The sequence below is a fragment of the Cerasibacillus sp. JNUCC 74 genome (assembly GCF_053667775.1).
Window position 1 is genome coordinate 2,235,803 of record NZ_CM132207.1, and the last position, 21,112, is coordinate 2,256,914.

The 21,112-nt window shown below is 37.3% G+C and carries 17 protein-coding genes; 3 read left to right on the forward strand and 14 right to left on the reverse strand.

Annotation, left to right across the window (positions count from 1 at the left end):
- The first annotated feature begins 12 nt into the window (after positions 1–12).
- Both rnz and JNUCC74_RS09955 read left to right on the forward strand, forming a co-directional pair.
- On the forward strand, positions 13–930 hold the full coding sequence (rnz, locus tag JNUCC74_RS09950) for a ribonuclease Z (protein ID WP_454065235.1): 918 nt from the start codon (positions 13–15) through the stop codon (positions 928–930).
- A 17-nt stretch (positions 931–947) separates the two neighbouring features.
- Entirely contained in the window at positions 948–2,318 is a 1,371-nt protein-coding gene (locus tag JNUCC74_RS09955) for an aldehyde dehydrogenase (RefSeq protein WP_425445286.1), read from the forward strand.
- Between the two features lie 234 nt (positions 2,319–2,552).
- Here the strand turns inward: JNUCC74_RS09955 and JNUCC74_RS09960 are convergent, their stop codons facing one another.
- The 4 genes from JNUCC74_RS09960 to mce form a co-directional block, all read right to left on the reverse strand.
- Positions 2,553–3,803 carry a DNA polymerase IV gene (locus JNUCC74_RS09960; protein ID WP_454065236.1) on the reverse strand — a complete coding sequence of 417 codons (1,251 nt, stop codon included), beginning with the start codon at positions 3,801–3,803 and terminating at the stop codon, positions 2,553–2,555.
- Positions 3,804–3,981: 178 nt separating this feature from the next.
- Complete coding sequence (locus JNUCC74_RS09965) at positions 3,982–5,100, reverse strand: M20/M25/M40 family metallo-hydrolase (protein ID WP_454065237.1); 1,119 nt, start codon at positions 5,098–5,100, stop codon at positions 3,982–3,984.
- Between the two features lie 28 nt (positions 5,101–5,128).
- Positions 5,129–6,655, reverse strand: a complete 1,527-nt coding sequence (locus JNUCC74_RS09970) for an acyl-CoA carboxylase subunit beta (RefSeq protein ID WP_454065238.1) — start codon at positions 6,653–6,655, stop codon at positions 5,129–5,131.
- On the reverse strand, positions 6,656–7,084 hold the full coding sequence (gene mce, locus JNUCC74_RS09975; protein WP_281250280.1) for a methylmalonyl-CoA epimerase: 429 nt from the start codon (positions 7,082–7,084) through the stop codon (positions 6,656–6,658).
- 710 nt (positions 7,085–7,794) lie between these two features.
- Here mce and prli42 point away from each other — a divergent pair.
- On the forward strand, positions 7,795–7,902 hold the full coding sequence (prli42, locus tag JNUCC74_RS09980; protein ID WP_077320748.1) for a stressosome-associated protein Prli42: 108 nt from the start codon (positions 7,795–7,797) through the stop codon (positions 7,900–7,902).
- Between the two features lie 307 nt (positions 7,903–8,209).
- Here the strand turns inward: prli42 and JNUCC74_RS09985 are convergent, their stop codons facing one another.
- The 10 genes from JNUCC74_RS09985 to JNUCC74_RS10030 all read right to left on the reverse strand — a co-directional run bounded on the left by JNUCC74_RS09985 (position 8,210) and on the right by JNUCC74_RS10030 (position 20,950).
- Entirely contained in the window at positions 8,210–9,187 is a 978-nt protein-coding gene (locus tag JNUCC74_RS09985) for an aromatic acid exporter family protein (protein WP_077320750.1), read from the reverse strand.
- Between the two features lie 475 nt (positions 9,188–9,662).
- Positions 9,663–10,094: a BrxA/BrxB family bacilliredoxin gene (locus tag JNUCC74_RS09990; RefSeq protein WP_077320752.1), complete on the reverse strand. Its 432-nt coding sequence runs from the start codon at positions 10,092–10,094 to the stop codon at positions 9,663–9,665.
- A gap of 101 nt (positions 10,095–10,195) precedes the next feature.
- Positions 10,196–11,464: a dihydrolipoamide acetyltransferase family protein gene (locus tag JNUCC74_RS09995; protein ID WP_454065239.1), complete on the reverse strand. Its 1,269-nt coding sequence runs from the start codon at positions 11,462–11,464 to the stop codon at positions 10,196–10,198.
- A 19-nt stretch (positions 11,465–11,483) separates the two neighbouring features.
- Entirely contained in the window at positions 11,484–12,467 is a 984-nt protein-coding gene (locus tag JNUCC74_RS10000; RefSeq protein WP_454065240.1) for an alpha-ketoacid dehydrogenase subunit beta, read from the reverse strand.
- A 15-nt stretch (positions 12,468–12,482) separates the two neighbouring features.
- Positions 12,483–13,475: a thiamine pyrophosphate-dependent dehydrogenase E1 component subunit alpha gene (locus tag JNUCC74_RS10005; protein ID WP_077320758.1), complete on the reverse strand. Its 993-nt coding sequence runs from the start codon at positions 13,473–13,475 to the stop codon at positions 12,483–12,485.
- 312 nt (positions 13,476–13,787) lie between these two features.
- A complete protein-coding gene (gene lpdA / locus JNUCC74_RS10010) occupies positions 13,788–15,212 on the reverse strand; it encodes a dihydrolipoyl dehydrogenase (RefSeq protein ID WP_454067875.1) in 1,425 nt (474 codons plus the stop codon).
- 5 nt (positions 15,213–15,217) lie between these two features.
- The gene (buk, locus tag JNUCC74_RS10015) at positions 15,218–16,315 is read right to left on the reverse strand and encodes a butyrate kinase (protein ID WP_454065241.1); all 1,098 of its coding nucleotides are present in this window, start codon (positions 16,313–16,315) and stop codon (positions 15,218–15,220) included.
- A 436-nt stretch (positions 16,316–16,751) separates the two neighbouring features.
- On the reverse strand, positions 16,752–17,849 hold the full coding sequence (locus JNUCC74_RS10020; RefSeq protein WP_454065242.1) for a Leu/Phe/Val dehydrogenase: 1,098 nt from the start codon (positions 17,847–17,849) through the stop codon (positions 16,752–16,754).
- 2 nt (positions 17,850–17,851) lie between these two features.
- On the reverse strand, positions 17,852–18,769 hold the full coding sequence (gene yqiS, locus JNUCC74_RS10025; protein WP_454065243.1) for a phosphate butyryltransferase: 918 nt from the start codon (positions 18,767–18,769) through the stop codon (positions 17,852–17,854).
- A gap of 117 nt (positions 18,770–18,886) precedes the next feature.
- Positions 18,887–20,950: a sigma 54-interacting transcriptional regulator gene (locus tag JNUCC74_RS10030; protein ID WP_454065244.1), complete on the reverse strand. Its 2,064-nt coding sequence runs from the start codon at positions 20,948–20,950 to the stop codon at positions 18,887–18,889.
- Positions 20,951–21,112 lie beyond the last annotated feature (162 nt).

Here is a 21,112-nt window from a genome sequence, read left to right on the forward strand (position 1 = left end):
GGAGGAATTATTTTGGAATTAATTTTCCTTGGAACAGGAGCCGGTGTTCCTTCCAAAGAAAGAAATGTTTCGGCTTTGGCACTTTCCTTATTACAAGAACAAAACAGCATTTGGTTATTTGATTGCGGGGAAGGAACACAGCACCAAATCCTTCACAGTTCGATTAAGCCAAGAAAAGTTAATAAGATTTTTATTACACATATGCATGGCGATCATATATATGGATTACCCGGCTTTCTTAGCAGCCGTTCCTTTCAAGGAGGAACAACACCTTTAACCATCTACGGACCAAAAGAATTGAAACAGTTTGTGGAAATTAGTTTACAACTTAGTGAAACACATCTGACTTACCCCCTATCCATTGTGGAGGTAGCTGATAATATGGAACTAAAATTAGATCATTTTACCGTTTATGTCGAATTATTGGATCATGGCATACCAAGCTTTGGTTATCGGATTATCGAAAAAGAGAAACCAGGGGAATTACTCGTTGATAAACTAAAATCACTTGGTATTAAGCCAGGTCCCATCTATCAACAAATTAAAGAAAATGAAACAGTTACCATTCCAAATAAAGGTATCATTTACCGTAAAGACGTTGTTGGGCCGCCTAAACAGGGAAAGATCATTACTATTATTGGAGACACGAGGTATTCACCACGTTTTGTTTCGCTAGCGAGAAATGCTGATGTTCTGGTTCATGAAGCAACCTTTCGTCATGACAAAGAAATGCTTGCACACCAATATTTTCATTCAACGACTTCGCAAGCGGCTAGGTTAGCGTTAGAAAGTAATTGTAAACAACTTATTTTGACGCATATTTCTTCTCGCTACCAACAAGAAGAAAATGATCAGCTTTTACAGGAAGCCACAGCGATATTTCCTAATACAAAGCTGGCCTATGATTTTTCCAAGTTTACGATACATTAACAGGAGGAGGGCTTTCATTGACAGATATTCCAACAATTGTTTCGAATCAAAGGACTTTTTTTCTAAATGGAAATACAATGGACTATACCTTTCGGAAACAACAACTGCAAAAATTAAAAAACTTGTTAAAAGATAATGAAACAGCTATTTATCAAGCTTTGAAAGCAGATCTAAACAAATCAAAACATGAGACGTTTACAACTGAATTAGGCTTTCTATTAACGGAAATTGATTATACATTAAAGCATTTACGAGGTTGGATGGAGCCGATTAAAGTATCGGCTCCAATAACGCATAAAGGATCAAAAAATTATATTATGAAAGAGCCATATGGAGTTTGTTTAATTATTGCACCGTGGAATTATCCATTGCAATTAGCACTTGCTCCTGCTATTGGTGCATTAGCTGCCGGTAACTGTGCAATTATAAAACCTTCTGAATATGCAAGGGAAACATCTGCTTTGATCACGAAATTAATTGTAGAAAATTTTGATCCTTCCTTCTTAACTGTTGTAGAGGGTGAAAAAGAGACCGTACAAAAGTTGTTAGAGCAACGTTTTGATTATATCTTTTTTACCGGAAGCACAAATACCGGTAAAATCATTATGAATGCGGCAAGTAAGCATTTAACACCAGTAACCCTTGAATTAGGTGGAAAGAGCCCGGTAATTGTAGATAAGGATGCAAATATTCCCTTAGCTGCTAAACGCATCGTTTGGGGGAAATATACTAATGCTGGTCAAACTTGTGTAGCGCCTGATTATTTATATGTACATGAAAAAGTAAAATTTAAATTAATTAAAGCAATGAAAAAGTATATTCGTAATTTTTATGGAAGAAACCCAATAACGAATAAGAATTATACGCGTATCATTAATGAAAAACATTTTCAGCGTTTGACAAAATTTCTAGATAATGGATCGGCATTACACGGAGGAGAAACAAATCCTTTAACACTAAAAATAGAACCAACCATTTTAGATAAAATAACATGGGAAGATCCTATTATGCAGGAGGAAATATTTGGTCCGATTCTCCCGATTTTGACATTCCGTGAAATTGATGAAGCTGTCAGTGTTATTCGAACGAAGGAAAAACCATTAGCATTATACTATTTCGGAGAGAATGGGAATACTCAGCAACAAATAATGCAATATTTATCTTTTGGTGGAGGAAGTATTAATGATACTCTTCTTCATCTAGCGAATCCTCACCTACCTTTTGGTGGTGTCGGAGCTAGTGGAATGGGAAATTATCATGGGAAATTTAGCTTTGATACATTTTCTCATAAGAAAAGTATTATGAAGCAGTCAACGAAATTTGATATCCCGTTTCGTTACCCTGGTAGTAAACTGTCTGAGGCAATTTTAAAAAAGATAATGAAATAAATCATTTTCTATCCACATTGATAAGTAAAGCGAGGCAGGGCTCGATTAGCTCATTGAAAGGTCGCAAGATGGTTCTGCGTGTATCTTGTAAAAAAGCAAATCTTTCTTCACGTGATCTGCTATTGCACGTAAAACATTGTAGATCTATAACTCTTGTCTCCCTATCATTTTACAATTTATTCATATTTTTAAAAAAGCTAAGTCGCATCTGTCATTTTATATTCGGCTTAGCTTTTATAATTTATAATCATCTAAAAAATCCTTTTGGAAGCTCGTAGTTGGGCGGTGATTATCTTTGTCCGAAACGGTGGTTTCTATGTCAATAAATGGGTTCTTACCATATTTTTCAGCTAACTGATCCATTACTTCATACAATTTTTCTTTTTCCACTTCTTTCTCATACGTAAATAAATCAAGTTGTTGTGCTGCCTGATGTTTTTGTTGGAGATCCGCTAACGTGATTCCTAGTAATCGGATCGGCTCTAAGTTCCAATGGTTTTCTAATAATTCGCTAGCTACTCGTAAAATATCTTCTTTCGTTTCGATATAAGAGCTTAGTTTTTTACTACGAGTAATTGTTTTTCGATCATGATAGCGAATCATTAATTGAACGCTTCTGCCAACCACTTTTTTTCGTTTCAACCGTTGATCTACTTTTGTCGCTAAATGCACTAGCAGTGTATCAATTTCTTTATTGTCCTTCGTGTCATATGGTAATGTTTTAGAGTTGCCAATACTTTTAAAATCATTGACGGCATCTGGGTCAACCGGTCTCATATCGATACCGTTCGCTCTCTGTTTTAAACGCTCGCCATTTATCCCTAGAATTTGCCTTAATATATACGTATCCTTTTTTGCTAAATCACCAATTGTATAAACACCTGCAGTCTCTAATTTCGCCGCCGTTTTCTCCCCTACTCCATACATTTTATGAATCGGCAGAGGCCATAATACAGTTGGCACCTCACGCTTTCTTAAAATGGTTAATCCTTGAGGTTTTTTCATATCAGAGGCCATTTTAGCTAAAAATTTATTTGGCGCAATCCCGATACTGCATGGCAAATTCAAGTCATGTAAAATGCGTTTTTGCAGATTGTTTGCTAGGTCAATTGGATTTAACTTTGTTGCAACATCAGTTACATCCATATACCCTTCATCAATGGAGACTGGTTGAACAAGTGGTGTAACTTCGGCAAGCATTTGGAATAAAGCTTTAGAGGCAGCACGGTAACGGTCAAAGTTTGGACGCATCACGATTAATTCTGGACATAGCTTTTTAGCCTGCCATACATTCATCGTCGTTTTAACTCCTTTTTCCCGCGCTTCATAGCTGCTTGTAACGACAATCCCTTTTCTCTCTTCAGGGTTACCGGCTATTGCTAGTGGCTTTCCTTTTAGATCTGGATTATATGCCATTTCAACCGAAGCATAAAAGCAATTCATATCGACATGAAAAATAATCCGTCCTCGTTTAGGATGTGTCATTGGTATATCTCCCTTTATCCTATCTATTGTCTACTTTATACTGTTAATCATTAAAAGGTCAACTGTTACAACCAGTCACTAAAAAGAAGTTGACAGTAAATAGTCACGCCTCACTCGCCTATCGATATAATTAAATGAATCCTTCTAAAGATTACTCCTTAGAAGGATTCATTTACGTTTATTTTGCTGCTTCTTGAATGATCGCCGTAACAAGCTCTGTAACCTTTACCAAATCCTCTACTTTAATTCGTTCATTCGTTGTGTGAATTTCTTCATAGCCTACAGCTAAATTAACTGTTGGGATACCATATCCAGAAATGACATTGGCATCACTTCCACCACCACTATGAAGTAATTTACTTTCCCTGCCAATCGCTTTAGCAGCCTTTCTAGCTACTTCAACAACCTTCTCTCCTGCTTCATGCTTAAAACCAGGATACATTACTTTAACCGTAACCTCAGCAGAGCCACCAAACTCTTTTGCCGTTGTTTCAAAGGCTTCTTTCATTTTGGCTACTTGCGTCTCCATTTTTTCCGGAACAAGAGATCTTGCCTCTGCTAGAATTTCAACATGGTCTGCAACAATATTTGTCTGCTTTCCACCTTCAAAGCGACCAATATTAGCTGTTGTATCTTCATCAATTCTGCCTAATGGCATTTTGGCAATTGCTTTAGCAGCTAATGTTATGGCTGAAACCCCTTTTTCAGGTGCTACCCCTGCATGGGCTGTTTTTCCTTTGATTACTACATGGAGCTTTGCTTGTGTAGGAGCAGCTACAATAATATCCCCTACTTCCCCATTACTATCTATCGCATAACCATAGCTCGCATGAAGTAACGACGGGTCTAATGCTTTTGCCCCGACTAACCCAGATTCTTCACCAGCAGTTATAACAAACTGAATATCACCATGAGGTAAATTATTTTCATTTACTGTACGAATTGATTCTAAAATTGCTGCCAGCCCCGCTTTATCGTCAGCACCTAATATCGTAGTTCCATCTGAGGTAATATATCCATCTTTTATAGTTGGCTTAATATTTTTCCCTGGAACAACCGTATCCATATGTGAAGTAAAGTAAATGGATTCCACATCAGATTTATTTCCAACCCAATTACAAATCAAGTTGCCAGCTTCATGACCCGTAGTTTCTTTACTATTGTCTTCTATTACTTCTAGCCCTAATTCTTGAAATTTTTGTTTTAAGGTCTCTGCAATTTTAGCTTCATATCCTGTTTCCGAATCGATTTGAACTAATTCTAAAAACTCTTTCACAAGTCTTTTCTCATTAACCATGAGTATCCTCCTTTTTAAATATTTCTAGTCACAGCGGAATGTTGCCATGTTTTTTTACTGGTTGTTCCTCCTGCTTATGGGCTAACATTTCTAAAGCATAAGCTATCGTTTTTCTCGTTTCCCTTGGATCAATAACGTCATCTACTAGTCCAAGCTGGGCCGCTTCATAAGGATTGGCAAAGCGCTCTTTATATGTAGTTATTTTTTCTTTTAGGAACTGGGCTGAATTCTTGCTTTTTTCTGCTTCCTTAGCGTATAAAATCGAGACCGCTCCTTCTGGACCCATTACTGCGATTTCTGCATTCGGCCATGAAAATACAAGATCAGCCCCAATCGATTTACTATTTAAAGCCACATAAGCTCCGCCATAAGCTTTACGAAGAATGACGGTAATTTTTGCAACTGTTGCTTCCGCATAAGCGTATAACAGCTTAGCTCCATGCCGAATAATACCTTGATGCTCTTGATTTACCCCAGGCAAAAAGCCTGTAACATCCTCCAATGTCACAAGCGGAATTTGAAATGCATCACAAAAGCGTATAAATCGAGCAGCTTTATCACTGGCGTCAATATCAAGACTGCCCGCTAAATATTTCGGCTGGTTGGCTATAATGCCTACAATCCTTCCACAAATGCTGGCAAACCCAACTACAATATTTTTAGCAAAATGTGCATGAACTTCTAAAAAACTAGCCTGATCCGTAATCAAATAGATGATTTGCTTTACATCGTATGGCAACCTACAATCAAAAGGAACTACCTCTATTAAATCACTTTCTTTTGTAAAATCATAATGAAACGGTATAGGTTCTGATTTTTCTTGGTGATTGGCGGGAAGATATATAAGCAAACGCCGGACTAGATCTAATGCCTCTGTTTCTGTATTTGCCAAAAAGTGAGCATTTCCACTTTTACTATTATGAATCTCTGCTCCTCCAAGAGCTTCTTTATCTATTATCTCCCCGGTAACCTTTTCTATTATTTTGGGTCCTGTAATAAACATTTGCGCCGTTTTTTTCACCATAATAACAAAATCCGTCAACGCTGGTGAATATACTGCTCCACCAGCACTAGGACCTAAAATTACAGAAATTTGTGGAATCACTCCAGAAAGATGGACATTCTTCCGAAATATTTGTCCATATGCATCTAAAGCGGCAACTCCTTCTTGAATTCTAGCCCCGCCTGAATCGATTAAACTTATAAATGGAACTTTTGCCTTTGCTGCTAAATCTAATACGGATGCTATTTTTTTGCCATGGATTTCTCCTAGTGTACCGCCGTGAACCGTAAAATCATGTGCCATAATATAAACCGGTTTGCCATTAATTTTCCCGTATCCAGTTACTACTCCATCACCATTTGTTGGAGCCGTACGTTTCTTCATGAATGGATTTAGTTCGATAAACGTCTCTTTATCTAAGAGATATGCCAGACGTTCTCGTGCAGTTAATTTTCCTTTGTCTCGTTGATTATTTAATTTTTCTTCCCCGCCTCCGTGTTTTACCTTTCGTCGTTTTTCATAAAGCTCACTTATTTTATCATAAATATCCATCTATATTTTCCTGCTTTCACAAAGTTCAACTAGCACACCATTTGTTGCTTTTGGGTGAATAAATGCTACCATTTTTTCTTTGGCACCATGTCGAGGCTCTTCGTCAATAAAAGGTATTCCAGCTTGGTTCAATTGAATAATTCGCTCCGAAAGACCTTCCACTTCTAAGGCAATATGATGGATTCCTTCTCCATGCTTTTCGATAAATTGATAAATAGTTGAAGTAGTAGTTGTAGGCTGTAGTAATTCTAAATAACTGTTGCCAACAGATAAAAAAGCAATTAATACTTGCTCTTTCTCCAGTATCTCCAAATGTTCAACCTGTAATCCTAGAGTTTGTATATAAAAGGGCAATGTTTCCTCCATGTTACGAACAGCAATACCAATATGTGCTACATGTTTTATGAAAGGCTCGTGCTTTACTTCCAAATTTATTCCTCCTTTGAAAGAGTAAAAAATACTCCTTATATGGTGCAAAAAAGAGTTGTAAAAGACACCAAGGTCAACCTAGATCGTAATATCCTTTAGAAAGGAAAACGCTTTTTTATACATGTGGTTTAGCATTGTCAATTGTTTTTCTTTTCCTGTCGTTCCGACTCTATTTGGCAATTAGGAGTCCTTTCTCTTATAATGTTGTCAAGGGTATTTGAAAGAACAAAAGCTAGAAATACAAAGGCTTAAGCTGCCGAGAAAGCTACTTATAAAAAATATAACCAAATACAGATACATATCGTTTCCTAAACAACGGAGAAATACGGTATCTTACATGATTAGTGTATTCTTATGATAAGGAATTCATTATGTCATTTTTAATGAACTTTTATGAACATCCTCTTATAATAAAGGTATTTAGTTAATCATTGAAACAGACCAAACACTCTGTTATTTTTTGAAAATACATGGAAAGCCTTGTCCAATTTGTAGATTCACGGTAAAATAAGATGAAACTTCCGTCAGTGACTCTGAGCAAAAAGAATACAGAAGCTAGCTAAGAACCTAAACATCCAATTGGTCTAATGTAAATTTAATGATCAAATCGTTTTACCTATAATCTAACTTTTCTAGGGTCTTCGGACTAAATAAATATGTAAATTGCCGTTTAATAATAATCTATAATTGAGTAACAAAGGAGGATTAAAATGGCAAAAAAATCTAAACGCCAACGCAGAAATAAAATAATTGTCTTTATTATGATTATTGCTATGCTTTTATCAACTTTCACAGCAGCTTTAGCAATGTTTATATAACAACAAAAGTCCATCAGGAAGAAGCTTCGTAAAAACAAATAATGTCATTACATTTATCCCGCATATAAGGTGCCGTAAGACTCCCACTTCAAAACCAGAGTTGATACAAAAGAGTGTAAGTGCGCGAAAACGGCACCTAAATGCCCGATTCGTTCAAGGGCCTTTAGGTCATACCCTTGTGGTACTAACATTCCGTGCTCCACGGAATGAAGTTTCACTTTATTTTGAAACGATAAAATCCCCATCTTTTGTTATTACCCGACAGAAGATGGGGATTCATGGCACACATCCTAAATCCTCATATAACTTAATTTTCAACTTGTTTTGCTTTTCTTCTAACATCACTTTCTTTATATTTTAATTTTAAAATTAAATATTCCTCTATATCATGTAGCAGTCTAAATAAATTTGCTCTTGTTTCAAATTCTGCTTTTGTACATGGTAAATCCTCTTGATCAAACGCTTCTCTTAATTTTTCTAATTTTTCCAAACGAATAATGGCTGTATTCTCTGGATGTACAGCATTTGATAATTCTTCAAAAAAAGAAGCTATTTTTTCTGAAATAGTGTATTTTTCCGGAAGTTTTGTAACAAGAGGCAGCATTCGTTGTAATAATTCAAATTGTCGTTCTCGCATCTTGAAATAATCACGATATATATGCTTATCTCGTAATAGATGGTTTTCCTTATCACGTTCTACTAAATCATTTGCTTCGTCAAGTATTTTTTGAATCCTTGTAATTTCCTTACCGTCCCAATCGATATTTTTATTTCTCACATATAATGCAATTTCATACAATACTGTTTGAAAATTCTTCTCAAGCTCTTCTTGTTTTTCTTTTAACTTTCTGTCTAAACTGGGCATATATAAATTTAATAAGAGACCTGTTCCAATACCAATAATGATAAGTAGAAATTGATCCATTAAAAACTTAAAATCTAAGTACCCAGCCCCGTATAAGTTCAAAATAATAACAGAACTCGTAGCGATACCTTGGGTGATTTTTAATAATACGGTTACTGGTATAAAAACAACCAGCAATAAACCTAGAATGATCGGATTATAGCCGATAAAATGAAAGAAAACAATCGAAAAGATCGATGCAATAATACAAGCCAAAAACCGATTCCAAGCACTTAAAAAGGATTTTTTTCGTGAAGGCTGAATACATAAAATCGTTAAAATACCAGCAGACACAAAGTTTGTAACACCTAATAACTGCGCAAGCCAAATCGCAATCGGCGTTCCTATAGCGGTTTTAATTGTTCGATAACCTATTTTCACATATCATTCTCCTTCTAGAGCTTCTTAAAAAGAGTGATAAGATTGCTATACATAGTGATTCATATCATATATTTTTTACCATGCTTCGAAGATATCACTGCATCCATGGAAATTAGAAAACCTAACTATAAGAAGTCAAGACTGCTCAGTCTAACTGAACGTTAATCATTATAATTTTAACTGCATGTCTTAACTTCCGTACAAAAGTTTGACGCTTTCTTAACATGTATAGTGAAACTTCATTCAGTAGGAGTTTTCTTCCATCTCCTACTGAATGTTAGTACCACAAGGGTATGACCTAAAGGCCCTTGAACGAATCGGGCATTTAGGTGCCGTTTTCCCCCACTTAGCCCCTTTTGTATGAACTCAGGGATCTTGAAGTGGAAGTCTTACGGCACCTTACATGCGGGATAAAAATTAGGCTGACCTACGTTAAACCATAGAGCCAGCCCTTTTTTCCATTTCTCATTTTTTATTACATTTCTTCACAATGATCATCGAAAATTTTCTGTAGCTTTCCGATTACATCGACAGGGCTATGCCCCTCAATATCATGGCGCTCTATCATCGTTACGATCTTACCATCTTTTAAAAAGGCGAAAGAAGGAGAAGAAGGTGGATACCCTTCAAAATATTCTCTTGCCCTTTCGGTTGCCTCTTTATCCTGGCCAGCAAATACTGTAACTAAATGATCGGGACGCTTATCGTAGTGAATGGAGTTGGCTGCAGCAGGTCTCGCAATTCCACCAGCACAACCGCAAACAGAGTTTACCATTACTAATGTCGTTCCCTTACGAGAAAGCGCCTCATCAACAGCTTCTGGTGTTGTAAGTTCCTCATAGCCAGCTTCACGTATGTCTTCACGTGCTGCATTAACAACATCATTCATAAATATGTTAAAATCCATTAAAAATCAAACCCCTTATATAAATATATAGTTCTTCTGCTTGTTGATAGAATAACAGGAACAGGTCAATATTTCAATTAAATAAATCTCTAACAATTCCCTTAATAAATATGAACTGTCTCTTCGTTCATATTTTCTAATAGTTCCTTAACTCGTTTCATAAATTGCCCACATATTAAACCGTCTAAAACTCGATGATCTAAAGACAAACACAAATTAACCATATCTCTTGCAGCAAACATATCATTTATAATTACGGGGCGCTTAACAATTGACTCAACTTGCAAAATGGCAGCCTGGGGATGATTAATTACTCCCATTGAATGAATGGAACCAAATGAACCTGTATTATTTACCGTAAATGTTCCTCCTTTCATATCGTCAGCTGTTAATTTTCCAGTACGTGTTTTGACAGCAAGCTCGTGAATCGCTTTAGCAATACCTTTAATGCTTTTATCATCTGCATGATGAATAACGGGAACAAATAACTCCTGTTCTTTTGCTATTGCGATCGATACATTGATGTCTTTTCGTTGAATAATTTTGTCCTCTCTCCATGTGCTATTCAATTGTGGGAATTCTTTTAGCGCTTGTGCTACTGCTTTGACAAAAAAGGCGAAAAATGTTATTCCATAACCTTCTTTTTGCTTAAAGGAATTCTTTATATTATTTCGTAACCTGACTAAATCTGTAACATCTACTTCAACTGTCATCCAAGCATGTGGTATTTCCTGTTTTGAACGAACCATATTTTGTGCTATTGCTTTACGGACTCCTGTTACAGGGATTTCCACATCGCCAGAATAAGCAGTTGGCTGCTGTCTTGTAGTTGGTTCACTTATAGCCGAATTTGCTTTCGACGTCGCTGATACCGACACACTTTCACTAGTTGACTGATTTTTCCCTTTAGCGATAAGTTTTTCAAGATCTTTTCTCGTAATTCTTCCTGCTTTACCAGTTCCAGTAACATGTTCTAAGTCAATATGATGCTCTTGTGCCATTTTCAAAACAGCTGGTGAATACCGTTTTTTCATTGATTTGTCTTTTTCTAGCATTGAAAAATTGTTTTGGTCTTTTATTTCTCCTACTTCAGCTTGTGAATTTTCAAGAGGTGTTTGTTGCTTCCTTGTTTCCGTTTCGATATAACACATCAGCTCGCCAACAGCAATGGTTTCCCCTTCTTGAGCGACTATTTCTTTAATAGTTCCAGTATACGAAGAGGGGACTTCGGCATTCACTTTATCGGTCATCACTTCGGCAATCGGATCATATTTATTAATTTTATCCCCCGCTTTTACAAGCCAAGAAGTAATCGTCCCTTCTGTTACACTTTCCCCTAATTGTGGCATATTGATTTTTTCTACTACCATGTTTTTCCCTCCTCATAAGTTAAAATTCAGCAAGTTCTCGCATTGCTTTTTCAACTTTATCTGGATTAATCATAAAGAATTTTTCCATTGTCGGTGCATATGGCATGGAAGGAATATCAGGACCTGCCAGACGTCGAATAGGGGCATCTAAATCAAATAAACAATGCTCGGCTATAATCGCTGCTACTTCTCCAATGATGCTTCCTTCTTTATTATCTTCTGTTATTAATAAAATCTTTCCAGTCTTTTTAGCTGCTTCAATAATTGCTTCTTTATCTAATGGATAAACCGTTCTTAAGTCTAAAATATGAGCTTCAATACCTTCTTCAGCAAGTTTTTCAGCGGCTTGTAAGGCAAAATGTACACACAATCCATACGTTATGACCGTAATATCCGTACCTTCCCGTTTTACATCTGCTTTACCAATTGGTAGCACATAATCTTCTTCTGGAACTTCCCCTTTTAGTAAACGGTACGCACGTTTATGTTCAAAGAATAAGACAGGATCATTATCACGAATCGCTGCTTTTAATAAACCTTTCACATCATACGGCGTAGATGGCATCACGATTTTTAAGCCAGGTTGATTGGCAAAAACTGCTTCTACCGATTGCGAATGATAAAGCGCTCCATGTACACCACCACCATACGGGGCACGAATCGTCATCGGCACGTTCCAATCGTTATTTGAGCGATATCGTATTTTAGCAGCTTCAGAAATGATCTGGTTTACTGCTGGCATAATAAAATCGGCAAATTGTATTTCCGCTACGGGCCGCAATCCATACATTGCTGCACCAATACCAACCCCAACAATGGCTGATTCAGCTAATGGGGTGTCCAACACACGAGCCTCGCCAAACGTTTCATATAAACCATCGGTAGCTCGAAATACACCGCCTTTTTTCCCAACATCTTCTCCTAAAATAAACACATTTTCATCTCGTTGCATTTCTTCTTTTAAAGCAGTTGTGATCGCTTGTATATAGGACATAACTGGCATGATTCTTTTCCCTCCCTACTCTTCATATACATGCTTTAACGCATCCTCTGGTTGTGCATAAGGAGCATTTTCAGCGTAATCTGTCGCTTCATTAACTTCTTGACTAATTTCATCATTGAGTTGCTTTTCGATGGTTTCTGTCAGTATGCCTGCATCTTTTAAGTATTTATTAAAGGTAATAACAGAATCATTTTTACGTGCTTCATCGACCTCATCGCTTTTCCGATAAAGTCGATCATCATCATCACTGGAGTGAGCCGTTAATCGATACGTTATTGCTTCTATCAATGTTGGGCCATCTCCATTTAATGCTCGCTCTCGCGCTTCCTTTACAGCTTTATATACAGCTAATGGGTCATTTCCGTCCACCGTTATACCGGGCATACCATAAGACTGAGCACGGTCAGCGACGGTTTTACTGGCAATTTGTTTTTCAATGGGAACAGAAATAGCATATTTATTATTCTCAACCATTGTAATTACCGGCAATTTATGCACACCTGCAAAATTCAACCCTTCATGAAAGTCTCCTTGATTGGAGGATCCTTCACCTAAGGTAACAAAGGAAACAATAGGATCATTTTTCATTTTAGCAGCTAGTGCTACACCTACTGCATGGGGTAATTGTGTAGTAACCGGGGATGACCCTGTTAAAATTCGGTTTTTCTTTTGCCCAAAATGACCAGGCATCTGTCTTCCGCCGGAATTAGGGTCTTCAGCTTTGGCAAACCCTGATAGCATTAACTCTGTTGACGTCATGCCAAATGCTAACACAACGCCCATATCTCGATAGTAAGGAGCTACATAATCCTTTTTTCGATCAAGAGCAAAAGCAGCTCCCACTTGTGCTGCTTCTTGTCCTTGACAAGAAATAACAAACGGTATTTTCCCCGCTCGATTTAGTAACCACATTCTTTCGTCGATTTTTCTTGCCAATAGCATGATTCGATATATTTCTAATACTTGCTCATCTGTAAGTCCTAAATCATGATGGCGTTTTGTTGTCATTCATGTTCCCTCCTTAATTAAATAAAGTGAAACTTCATTCAGTAATGGTTTTCTACTTGAAGCTTTGTAGGAGTCACCAAAAAACCAGGTGGAGTGCAGCCGTAGTTTCTCTGCCCTGTCGACCCGAACGAATGGGAATTAATTTAGATCTCCATGTCAGACTTCTTCGTATTTTTTACACTATAGGATAGTATAAAACTTTCGGCTTTATTGTATAAGAAAAACGATAGCTTTCGCCATAAAGACTTGGTGATAAACCAAGTTTTTCTAATAATTCGTGAAGTGGTTACGGCCCTTACATTCGGGATATAATTAACCGTGGATTTGCTTTCCATCAACAGCAAGCGCTGCTTCTCCAACTATCTCAGCAAGCGTCGGATGCGGATGAATCGTATGGGCAATCTCCCAAGGCGTAGCATCTAATACTTTGGCTAAAACCGCTTCTGAAATCATATCCGTTACATGTGGACCTACCATATGAACCCCTAATAAGTCATCGGTTGCTTTATCAGCAATAATCTTTACAAATCCATCTGCTTCTCCATAGACAAGCGCTTTTCCAACAGCTTGAAACGGAAATTTACCAACTTTTAACGAATATCCTTGCTGTTTTGCCTGCTTCTCGGTTAATCCAACTCGTGCTACCTCTGGATTGGAATAGATACAAGCTGGAACATGGTCATAATTAATTGTCATCGGGTCTTGATCGACCATATGTTCTACAGCAACAATTCCTTCATGTGAAGCCACATGTGCTAATTGCATACCGCCGATTACATCACCAATGGCGTATATATGTGATTCCTTCGTTTGATAATATTGGTTAGTCTGAATTACCCCGTTTTCCACGATGATGTCCGTATTTTCCAGCCCAATATTAGTTGTGTTTGCTTTTCGTCCGACCGAAAGCAGCATTTTCTCTGCTTGAAACTCCTGCTTATCACCATTTACCTCTGCTTGTACAGTTACACTTTCGCCATCTACCTGTACCGTATCTGAAAGCACCTGTGCCTGTTTCACAAAATTAATTCCCTTCTTTTTGAGTAACCTCTCGACCTCTTTTGCAACTGCATGATCCTCAGTAGGTAAAATCTGTTCTGCATATTCGATAACAGTTACATCGACTTCAAAATCAGCTAGCATGGAGGCCCATTCAATCCCGATGACACCTCCCCCAACAATAATGATTGATTTTGGCAGTTCTGTTAATTGCAGCGCGTCATCTGACGTAATGATTCTATTATGATCCATTTTTAAACCTGGTAATGTATTAGGCGTAGAACCAGTCGCAATCAACACATTTTTAGGAATAAGCATCGTATTTTCTTCGCCATTTGCATATTCTACAGAAATCGTACCTGGTATAGGAGAAAAGATACTTGGCCCTAATATTCGCCCAAATCCTTTAAAAACGTCAATTTTCCCTTTATTCATTAAAGAATGGACACCTTGATAAAGCTTATCAACCACTTGTTGTTTTCTAGCTTGTGCTTGCGAAAAGTTTAATGATACAGCTTCCATATCGATACCGTATGTATGCGCAGATTTTGCCTGTCTATATACTTCAGCACTACGCAATAATGCTTTAGATGGAATGCAACCGCGATGTAAACAAGTACCACCTAACTTTTCTTTTTCTACAACAGCTACTTTCATTCCTAACTGCGATGCTCGGATTGCAGCAACATAGCCGCCGGTTCCACCACCAAGTATGACTAAATCATAATCCTCTGCCAATTTCTTCACTCCTTTACCTCATTTTTACTATGATAAACTTTTGGTGTTTCTTCCCCACGCAAAACACGAAGTACGCCCTCGTTTAATGCTTGTAATTCATCTTCACCAGGATAAACAATAGTATCAGCTATCCAATCAACACGACTAATAATTAAATCGGTAAATGATTTTCCATAAGCAAGTCCTCCGGTTAACACAATAGCATCTATTTCACCTTTAAGTACGGCACTCATTGCTCCGATGTCTTTGGCAACTTGATACGCCATTGCTTCATAAACTTGCTTTGCGAATGTATCCCCACTTGCTATACGTCTTTCTACTTCCATTAAATCATTTGTTTGTAGATAGCCCATTAGCCCGCCATTACCTACAATTTTGTTCATCACTTCTTCTGCATAATACTGTCCCGAAAAGCAGAGTGAAACGAGATCACCAACTGGAACAGTACCTGCTCGTTCAGGAGAAAACGGCCCTTCTCCATGCAACCCATTATTCACATCAATCACTTTGCCCCGACAATGGGCACCGATTGTAATCCCCCCACCCATATGAGTGACTATAAAATTCATCTCTTCATAGCTTCCATTTAATCTGCCAGCTACCTTCCTGGCTACTGCCTTCTGATTAAGTGCATGAAATATACTTTTTCTAGGTATTTCTGGTATGCCGGAGAAACGGGCAACGGCAGCCAGCTCATCGACAACGACTGGGTCCACAATATAGGCAGAAATATTTAGCCCTTTTGCGATTTCATGAGCAAGAATCCCCCCTAAATTAGAGGCGTGATTGCCATTATAACCTGCTTTCAAATCTATTAGCATACGTTCGTTTACTTCATAAGTTCCACCTTGTATCGGCCGTATTAATCCACCGCGAGCACAAACAGCGTCTAGTTTTGAAATATTAATTCCTTCATGATGTAATTGATCAAGGATGACTTGCTTTCTAAACGCCTTCTGATCATTGACGGTTGAAAACTGTTTTAATTCCTCCGCTTTATGGCGAATAATTTTTTCAAAAATACATATTTCATTATCAAAAACCCCAATTTTTGTAGATGTTGACCCAGGATTTATAATCAAGTTCCTAAAGTTCACCCGCAATAAACATCCCCCCCGTTTCGCAGCAGAAAAAAGGGTTGGTTAATTAGACGTTACTCCCTTTCTCCTGCTCTGGTAATAAAGTTAAGAAGATTTGTCTGGCAATTTATCCATTTCTACATAGTGGATAATTTTTTAAAAAGTAGCTTCATTCGGCTTAAGCGCACAAGCTATAGCAAACTTCGATTTCCTCAACATTGGTTCTTCCCTGTCGCCAAATTTCTCTCAGACATGAAAAATCTGTTTATTATTTTGTGAATTTTATAAGAGAAACGTCTCCTAAAAATTCCCGAATTCATTTGGGGAAACAGAAGGCTGAGAAGCTTCTTGAATAAACATCGCGATTTTTCAAGGACAAGGAAAACTTCGGCAGCGATATATCGCACGAAGAAAAGTGCTTTCCTTTTCAAGGACAAGATAGAACTTCATCGCCCATTTTTCAAGGACGTCTACTTAAAATATGATGACCATTTAATAAAAACTGACTTTTTGAACGATATTCTGATTTAATTCTTTCTTCTACCATCCGATCCGCTGCAAGATATGTAGGAATATCATCACGTTTAGAAATAGCAAAGATCCTTTGTAAGCTATCATAGATCGTTTCTACTTTTTTCAAAGCCCGCTTATGGTTATATCCATTTAATTCATCAGCAACATTAATCACTCCACCGGAATTAATAACATAATCAGGTGCATAAACAATTCCCTGTTCGTGAAGCATATCCCCATGTTTGGTTTCTTTCAATTGATTATTAGCTGATCCAGCAATAACTTTTGCTTTTAATTTAGATATTGTTTCATCATTTATGGTAGCCCCTAAAGCACACGGAGCATAAATATCACATGCAACATCATAAATTTCATCAGGATCAACGGCTTTTGCGCCAAATGCCTCTACTGCACGTTCTACAGCTTCCTGATTAATATCTGTTACAATTAATTGCGCTCCTTCTCTATGAAGATGTTCACACAATGCATAAGCAACATTGCCGATTCCTTGAATAGCAATTACTCTACCCTCTAGTGAATCATCCCCAAACGCTTCTTTCACTGCCGCTTTCATTCCTTTATAAACCCCATAGCCTGTCACAGGTGATGGGTTACCTGAAGAACCTGACTCTGGAGAAATACCAGTAACAAAATCCGTCTCCATATGTATTAGATCCATATCATGTACCGTTGTCCCAACATCTTCAGCTGTAATATAGCGTCCGTTTAACCCTTGAATATACCTACCAAAAGCTCGGAACATTTCTGGATTTTTATCCATTTTTGGATCACCAATAATAACCGCTTTTCCCCCGCCTAAATTTAATCCAGCAGCTGCATTTTTATAAGTCATTCCTCTAGCAAGCCGCAATGCGTCTTCAAGCGCCGCTTCCTCAGAATCATATGTCCACATCCTCGTTCCGCCTAATGCAGGGCCTAAAGTTGTGTCATGAATGACAATAATTGCTTTTAATCCAGAGTTCTTATCCTGACAAAAAACAACTTGCTCATAATCATATTCTTCCATATAACTAAATAACTCCATTATTATCCCCCATTTTTTGTTGTCATGATGGCCAAAGAGAGTGAATAAAGTTTACTTTCAGCAGAATCAGCCCGTGATGTTAAAATAATCGGCGCTTTTGCACCGCAAATAATGGCAGCTACCTTTGCCTTTGCGTAATAAACAAATGATTTATACAATACATTTCCTGCTTCGATGGAAGAAGCAAGGAGTATGTCTGCCTGTCCAGCCACAGCTGAAGATATCTGCTTTTGTTTGGCAGCTTTTACAGATACAGCATTATCAAATGCTAACGGGCCGTCTACCAAACAACCTTGGATTTGCCCTCTCCGCTGCATTTGTGTTAATAAAGCGGCATCAACTGTAGACGGAATATCCGGGTTAACCATTTCTACAGGAGTAACGGCAGCAACTCTAGGTAGTTCCAAACCTATACTATGAGCTACGTTAACGGCATTGTTTATAATTGCAACCTTTTGCTTTATATCAGGGTTAATATTCATGGCTGCATCGGTTAAAAACACAAGTTTATTTTGATTTGGCACTTCAAATAAAGCTACATGAGATAAAATTTTTCCTGAGCGCAAACCATAGTCTTTATCGAGTACTGCTTGTAAAATATCCTTTGTAGGTATATACCCTTTCATTAAAATAGTTGCTTTATTCTCATGCACAGCTAAGACAGCTGCTCTAGCAATATCCGCTTTCGTTTCGGCATGTTGAATAATAACTCGACCTCCCCATTGATGGAAAGTAAGAGCTACTTCTTTTGCGAGTTTTTTTATCTTCGCTTCATTGCCAATTAGTAAAAAGTCGCACAGATCTTCTTCTAATCCCATTTTAACGGCTTGCAGCACGTGTTTATCTGCTGCATTTGCAACAGAAACAATTTGCTTTTGTCTTTCTTTTGCTTTTTCTTTTAATTCTGCTAAACGCTTCATTTTGCCCTCCTTGATACCTCCACTACTTACTCAAGCAAATAGTATGCCAAAACACCATTATTGAAAGCGCTTCATTTCGGCCATGATAATTTGCAACATCTTGCATTACCTTGCAAATCATTGCCTGCTACCTTTTGCGAGCTGATATTTTTCTAATTTATAATATAAATTTCGTATGGAAATTTGCAATTGCTTTGCCGTTTTCGTCTTATTATAATTGTTTTGCTCATACACCTTTTTTATATAGTTCTTCTCATATTTCTCTACTGCTGATTGCAAAGGTTCTGTAGTAGTTAAAACAACTGTTTCACCATCTTGATGAGAATGATTTAATGTGAGATCAGGAAGATGTTTTCGTTCAATTGTTTTTTCATGTACCCCCATATAAATCATTGCCCGACCGATTACATTTTCCAATTCTCGAATATTTCCCGGCCAATGATATTCTTTTAATGCAGTTAAGGCTTCTTCCGAAATAAATTGTACGTCTCTTCCATAATCTTGATTAATCTTCAAAATAATGTGGTTTGCCAATAAAGGCAAATCGGATAGTCGTTCTTTAAGTGATGGTACATAAATCGGCAAACGACTTAATCGATAATATAAATCTTCACGAAATGTCTTTTTCATAATTGCTTTTTCTAAGTTTACATTGGTTGCAGCAATAATACGAACATTTATAGCAACTGGATTGGTTCCACCAACTCGTACAATTTCATTTTCCTGCAGAACACGAAGTAGTTTCGCTTGCATATTTAAAGATAATTCTCCAATCTCATCTAAAAAGATACTTCCATTATTCGCTTCTTCAAACAAGCCTTTCTTTCCTCCCCGCCTTGCTCCTGAAAAAGCCCCGTCTTCATAGCCAAACAGTTCGCTTTCCAAAATAGATTCAGCTATAGCAGCACAATTAACTCGAATAAACTTATGATGCTTACGATCACTTTCATGATGAATGGCATGGGCAAATAACTCTTTTCCAGTTCCAGAGTGACCACGAAGTAAAACTGTTGCAGGTGTTCTTGCTCCTACTTTCGCCTGTTCCAATGCTATTTTCATTTCAGGGGATCTTCCTATAATATCATCAAATGTATATTTAGCTTCTAAATTGCGAATAATTTGTCTGGCGCGTTTTAATTCACTTGTTAATGCTTGAACTTCTGATATGTCATGAATTACCCCAACACTGCCCTTTAATTTTCCATCAACGATCATTGGGGCGACATTGACATAGACTTCTTTCTTAGCAGGTCCAACCTTTAGTGTTGCTCCTCTTACTGCTCTTCTCGTTTGTAGAACTCGCATATGTATACTTTCGCCTTCTGAGATGTCGGTTGTCGCGGGCTTATCAATGACATCTTCCTCTGTTAAACCGGTAATTCGAGTATATGCTGGATTAATCATCATTCCAAGTCCTTGCTCATCTACAACACTGATTGCTTCATCTGAGGAATAAATAATTGCTTCTAACATCGTTTTAATTTCTTTTAAATCCGTGTTTTCTTCCGCCAATTTAACAACTTCGGTAATATCTTTAAATACTGCAAAGGCACCTAATAAAAGGTTATCACCATTTATAATCGGAATCCTTGTAGTAATAATCTGCTTGCCATTTTCTAAGGTAAGCTTTTGATTTACCTCTCGTCTACGATTTCGTAATATTTCGGGTAAATGAGTATTAGTAATAATTGTCTCAATTGATTTTCCTTCACACTCATGTTTTTTTAATTCCATAATTTCTTCCGCACTTTTATTAATAAACGTAATGATTCCTTGATTATTTACGACAATCATTCCATCGCGAATATTATTTAAAATCAGTGCTTGATTACGCATCTGTAGCTCAACTTTCTCCAATAGCTCTTGTTTTTCATCAAACAGCTCTGAAATAATGTAAGCCACAGTTCCTGGTATGACAACAGTCTTACGGCTTCTATGCTCCAATATAGCTTGAAATACTTGTTCGTCACCAGTAGCTTCAATTACAATATCAATATTTTTATCAATCCACGATTCCCATTGATTATCTATAGGGATATTTTGCTTTTTCGCAAGCTTTAACCCGGGCGCATTACGATTTATATCTATCATTGCCACGATTTCCAGTATGTTCGTCGCATTTAAAATATTTAATAAAGCACTTCCCCCTTTTCCGGCACCAACAATGAGTACACGCTTCATTTCATCCCACCTTGCATTTTTTTGCATAGTTTTATCATACGTTAGTCTGCAAGTTAATGCAATAACCGTTTATTTGTTTTTACTGATATTTTTGCTATACTTAATGAATGAAGATCAGTTGTATTCTAACAGTTTTCATGCTCAATACTACCCATCCATGAG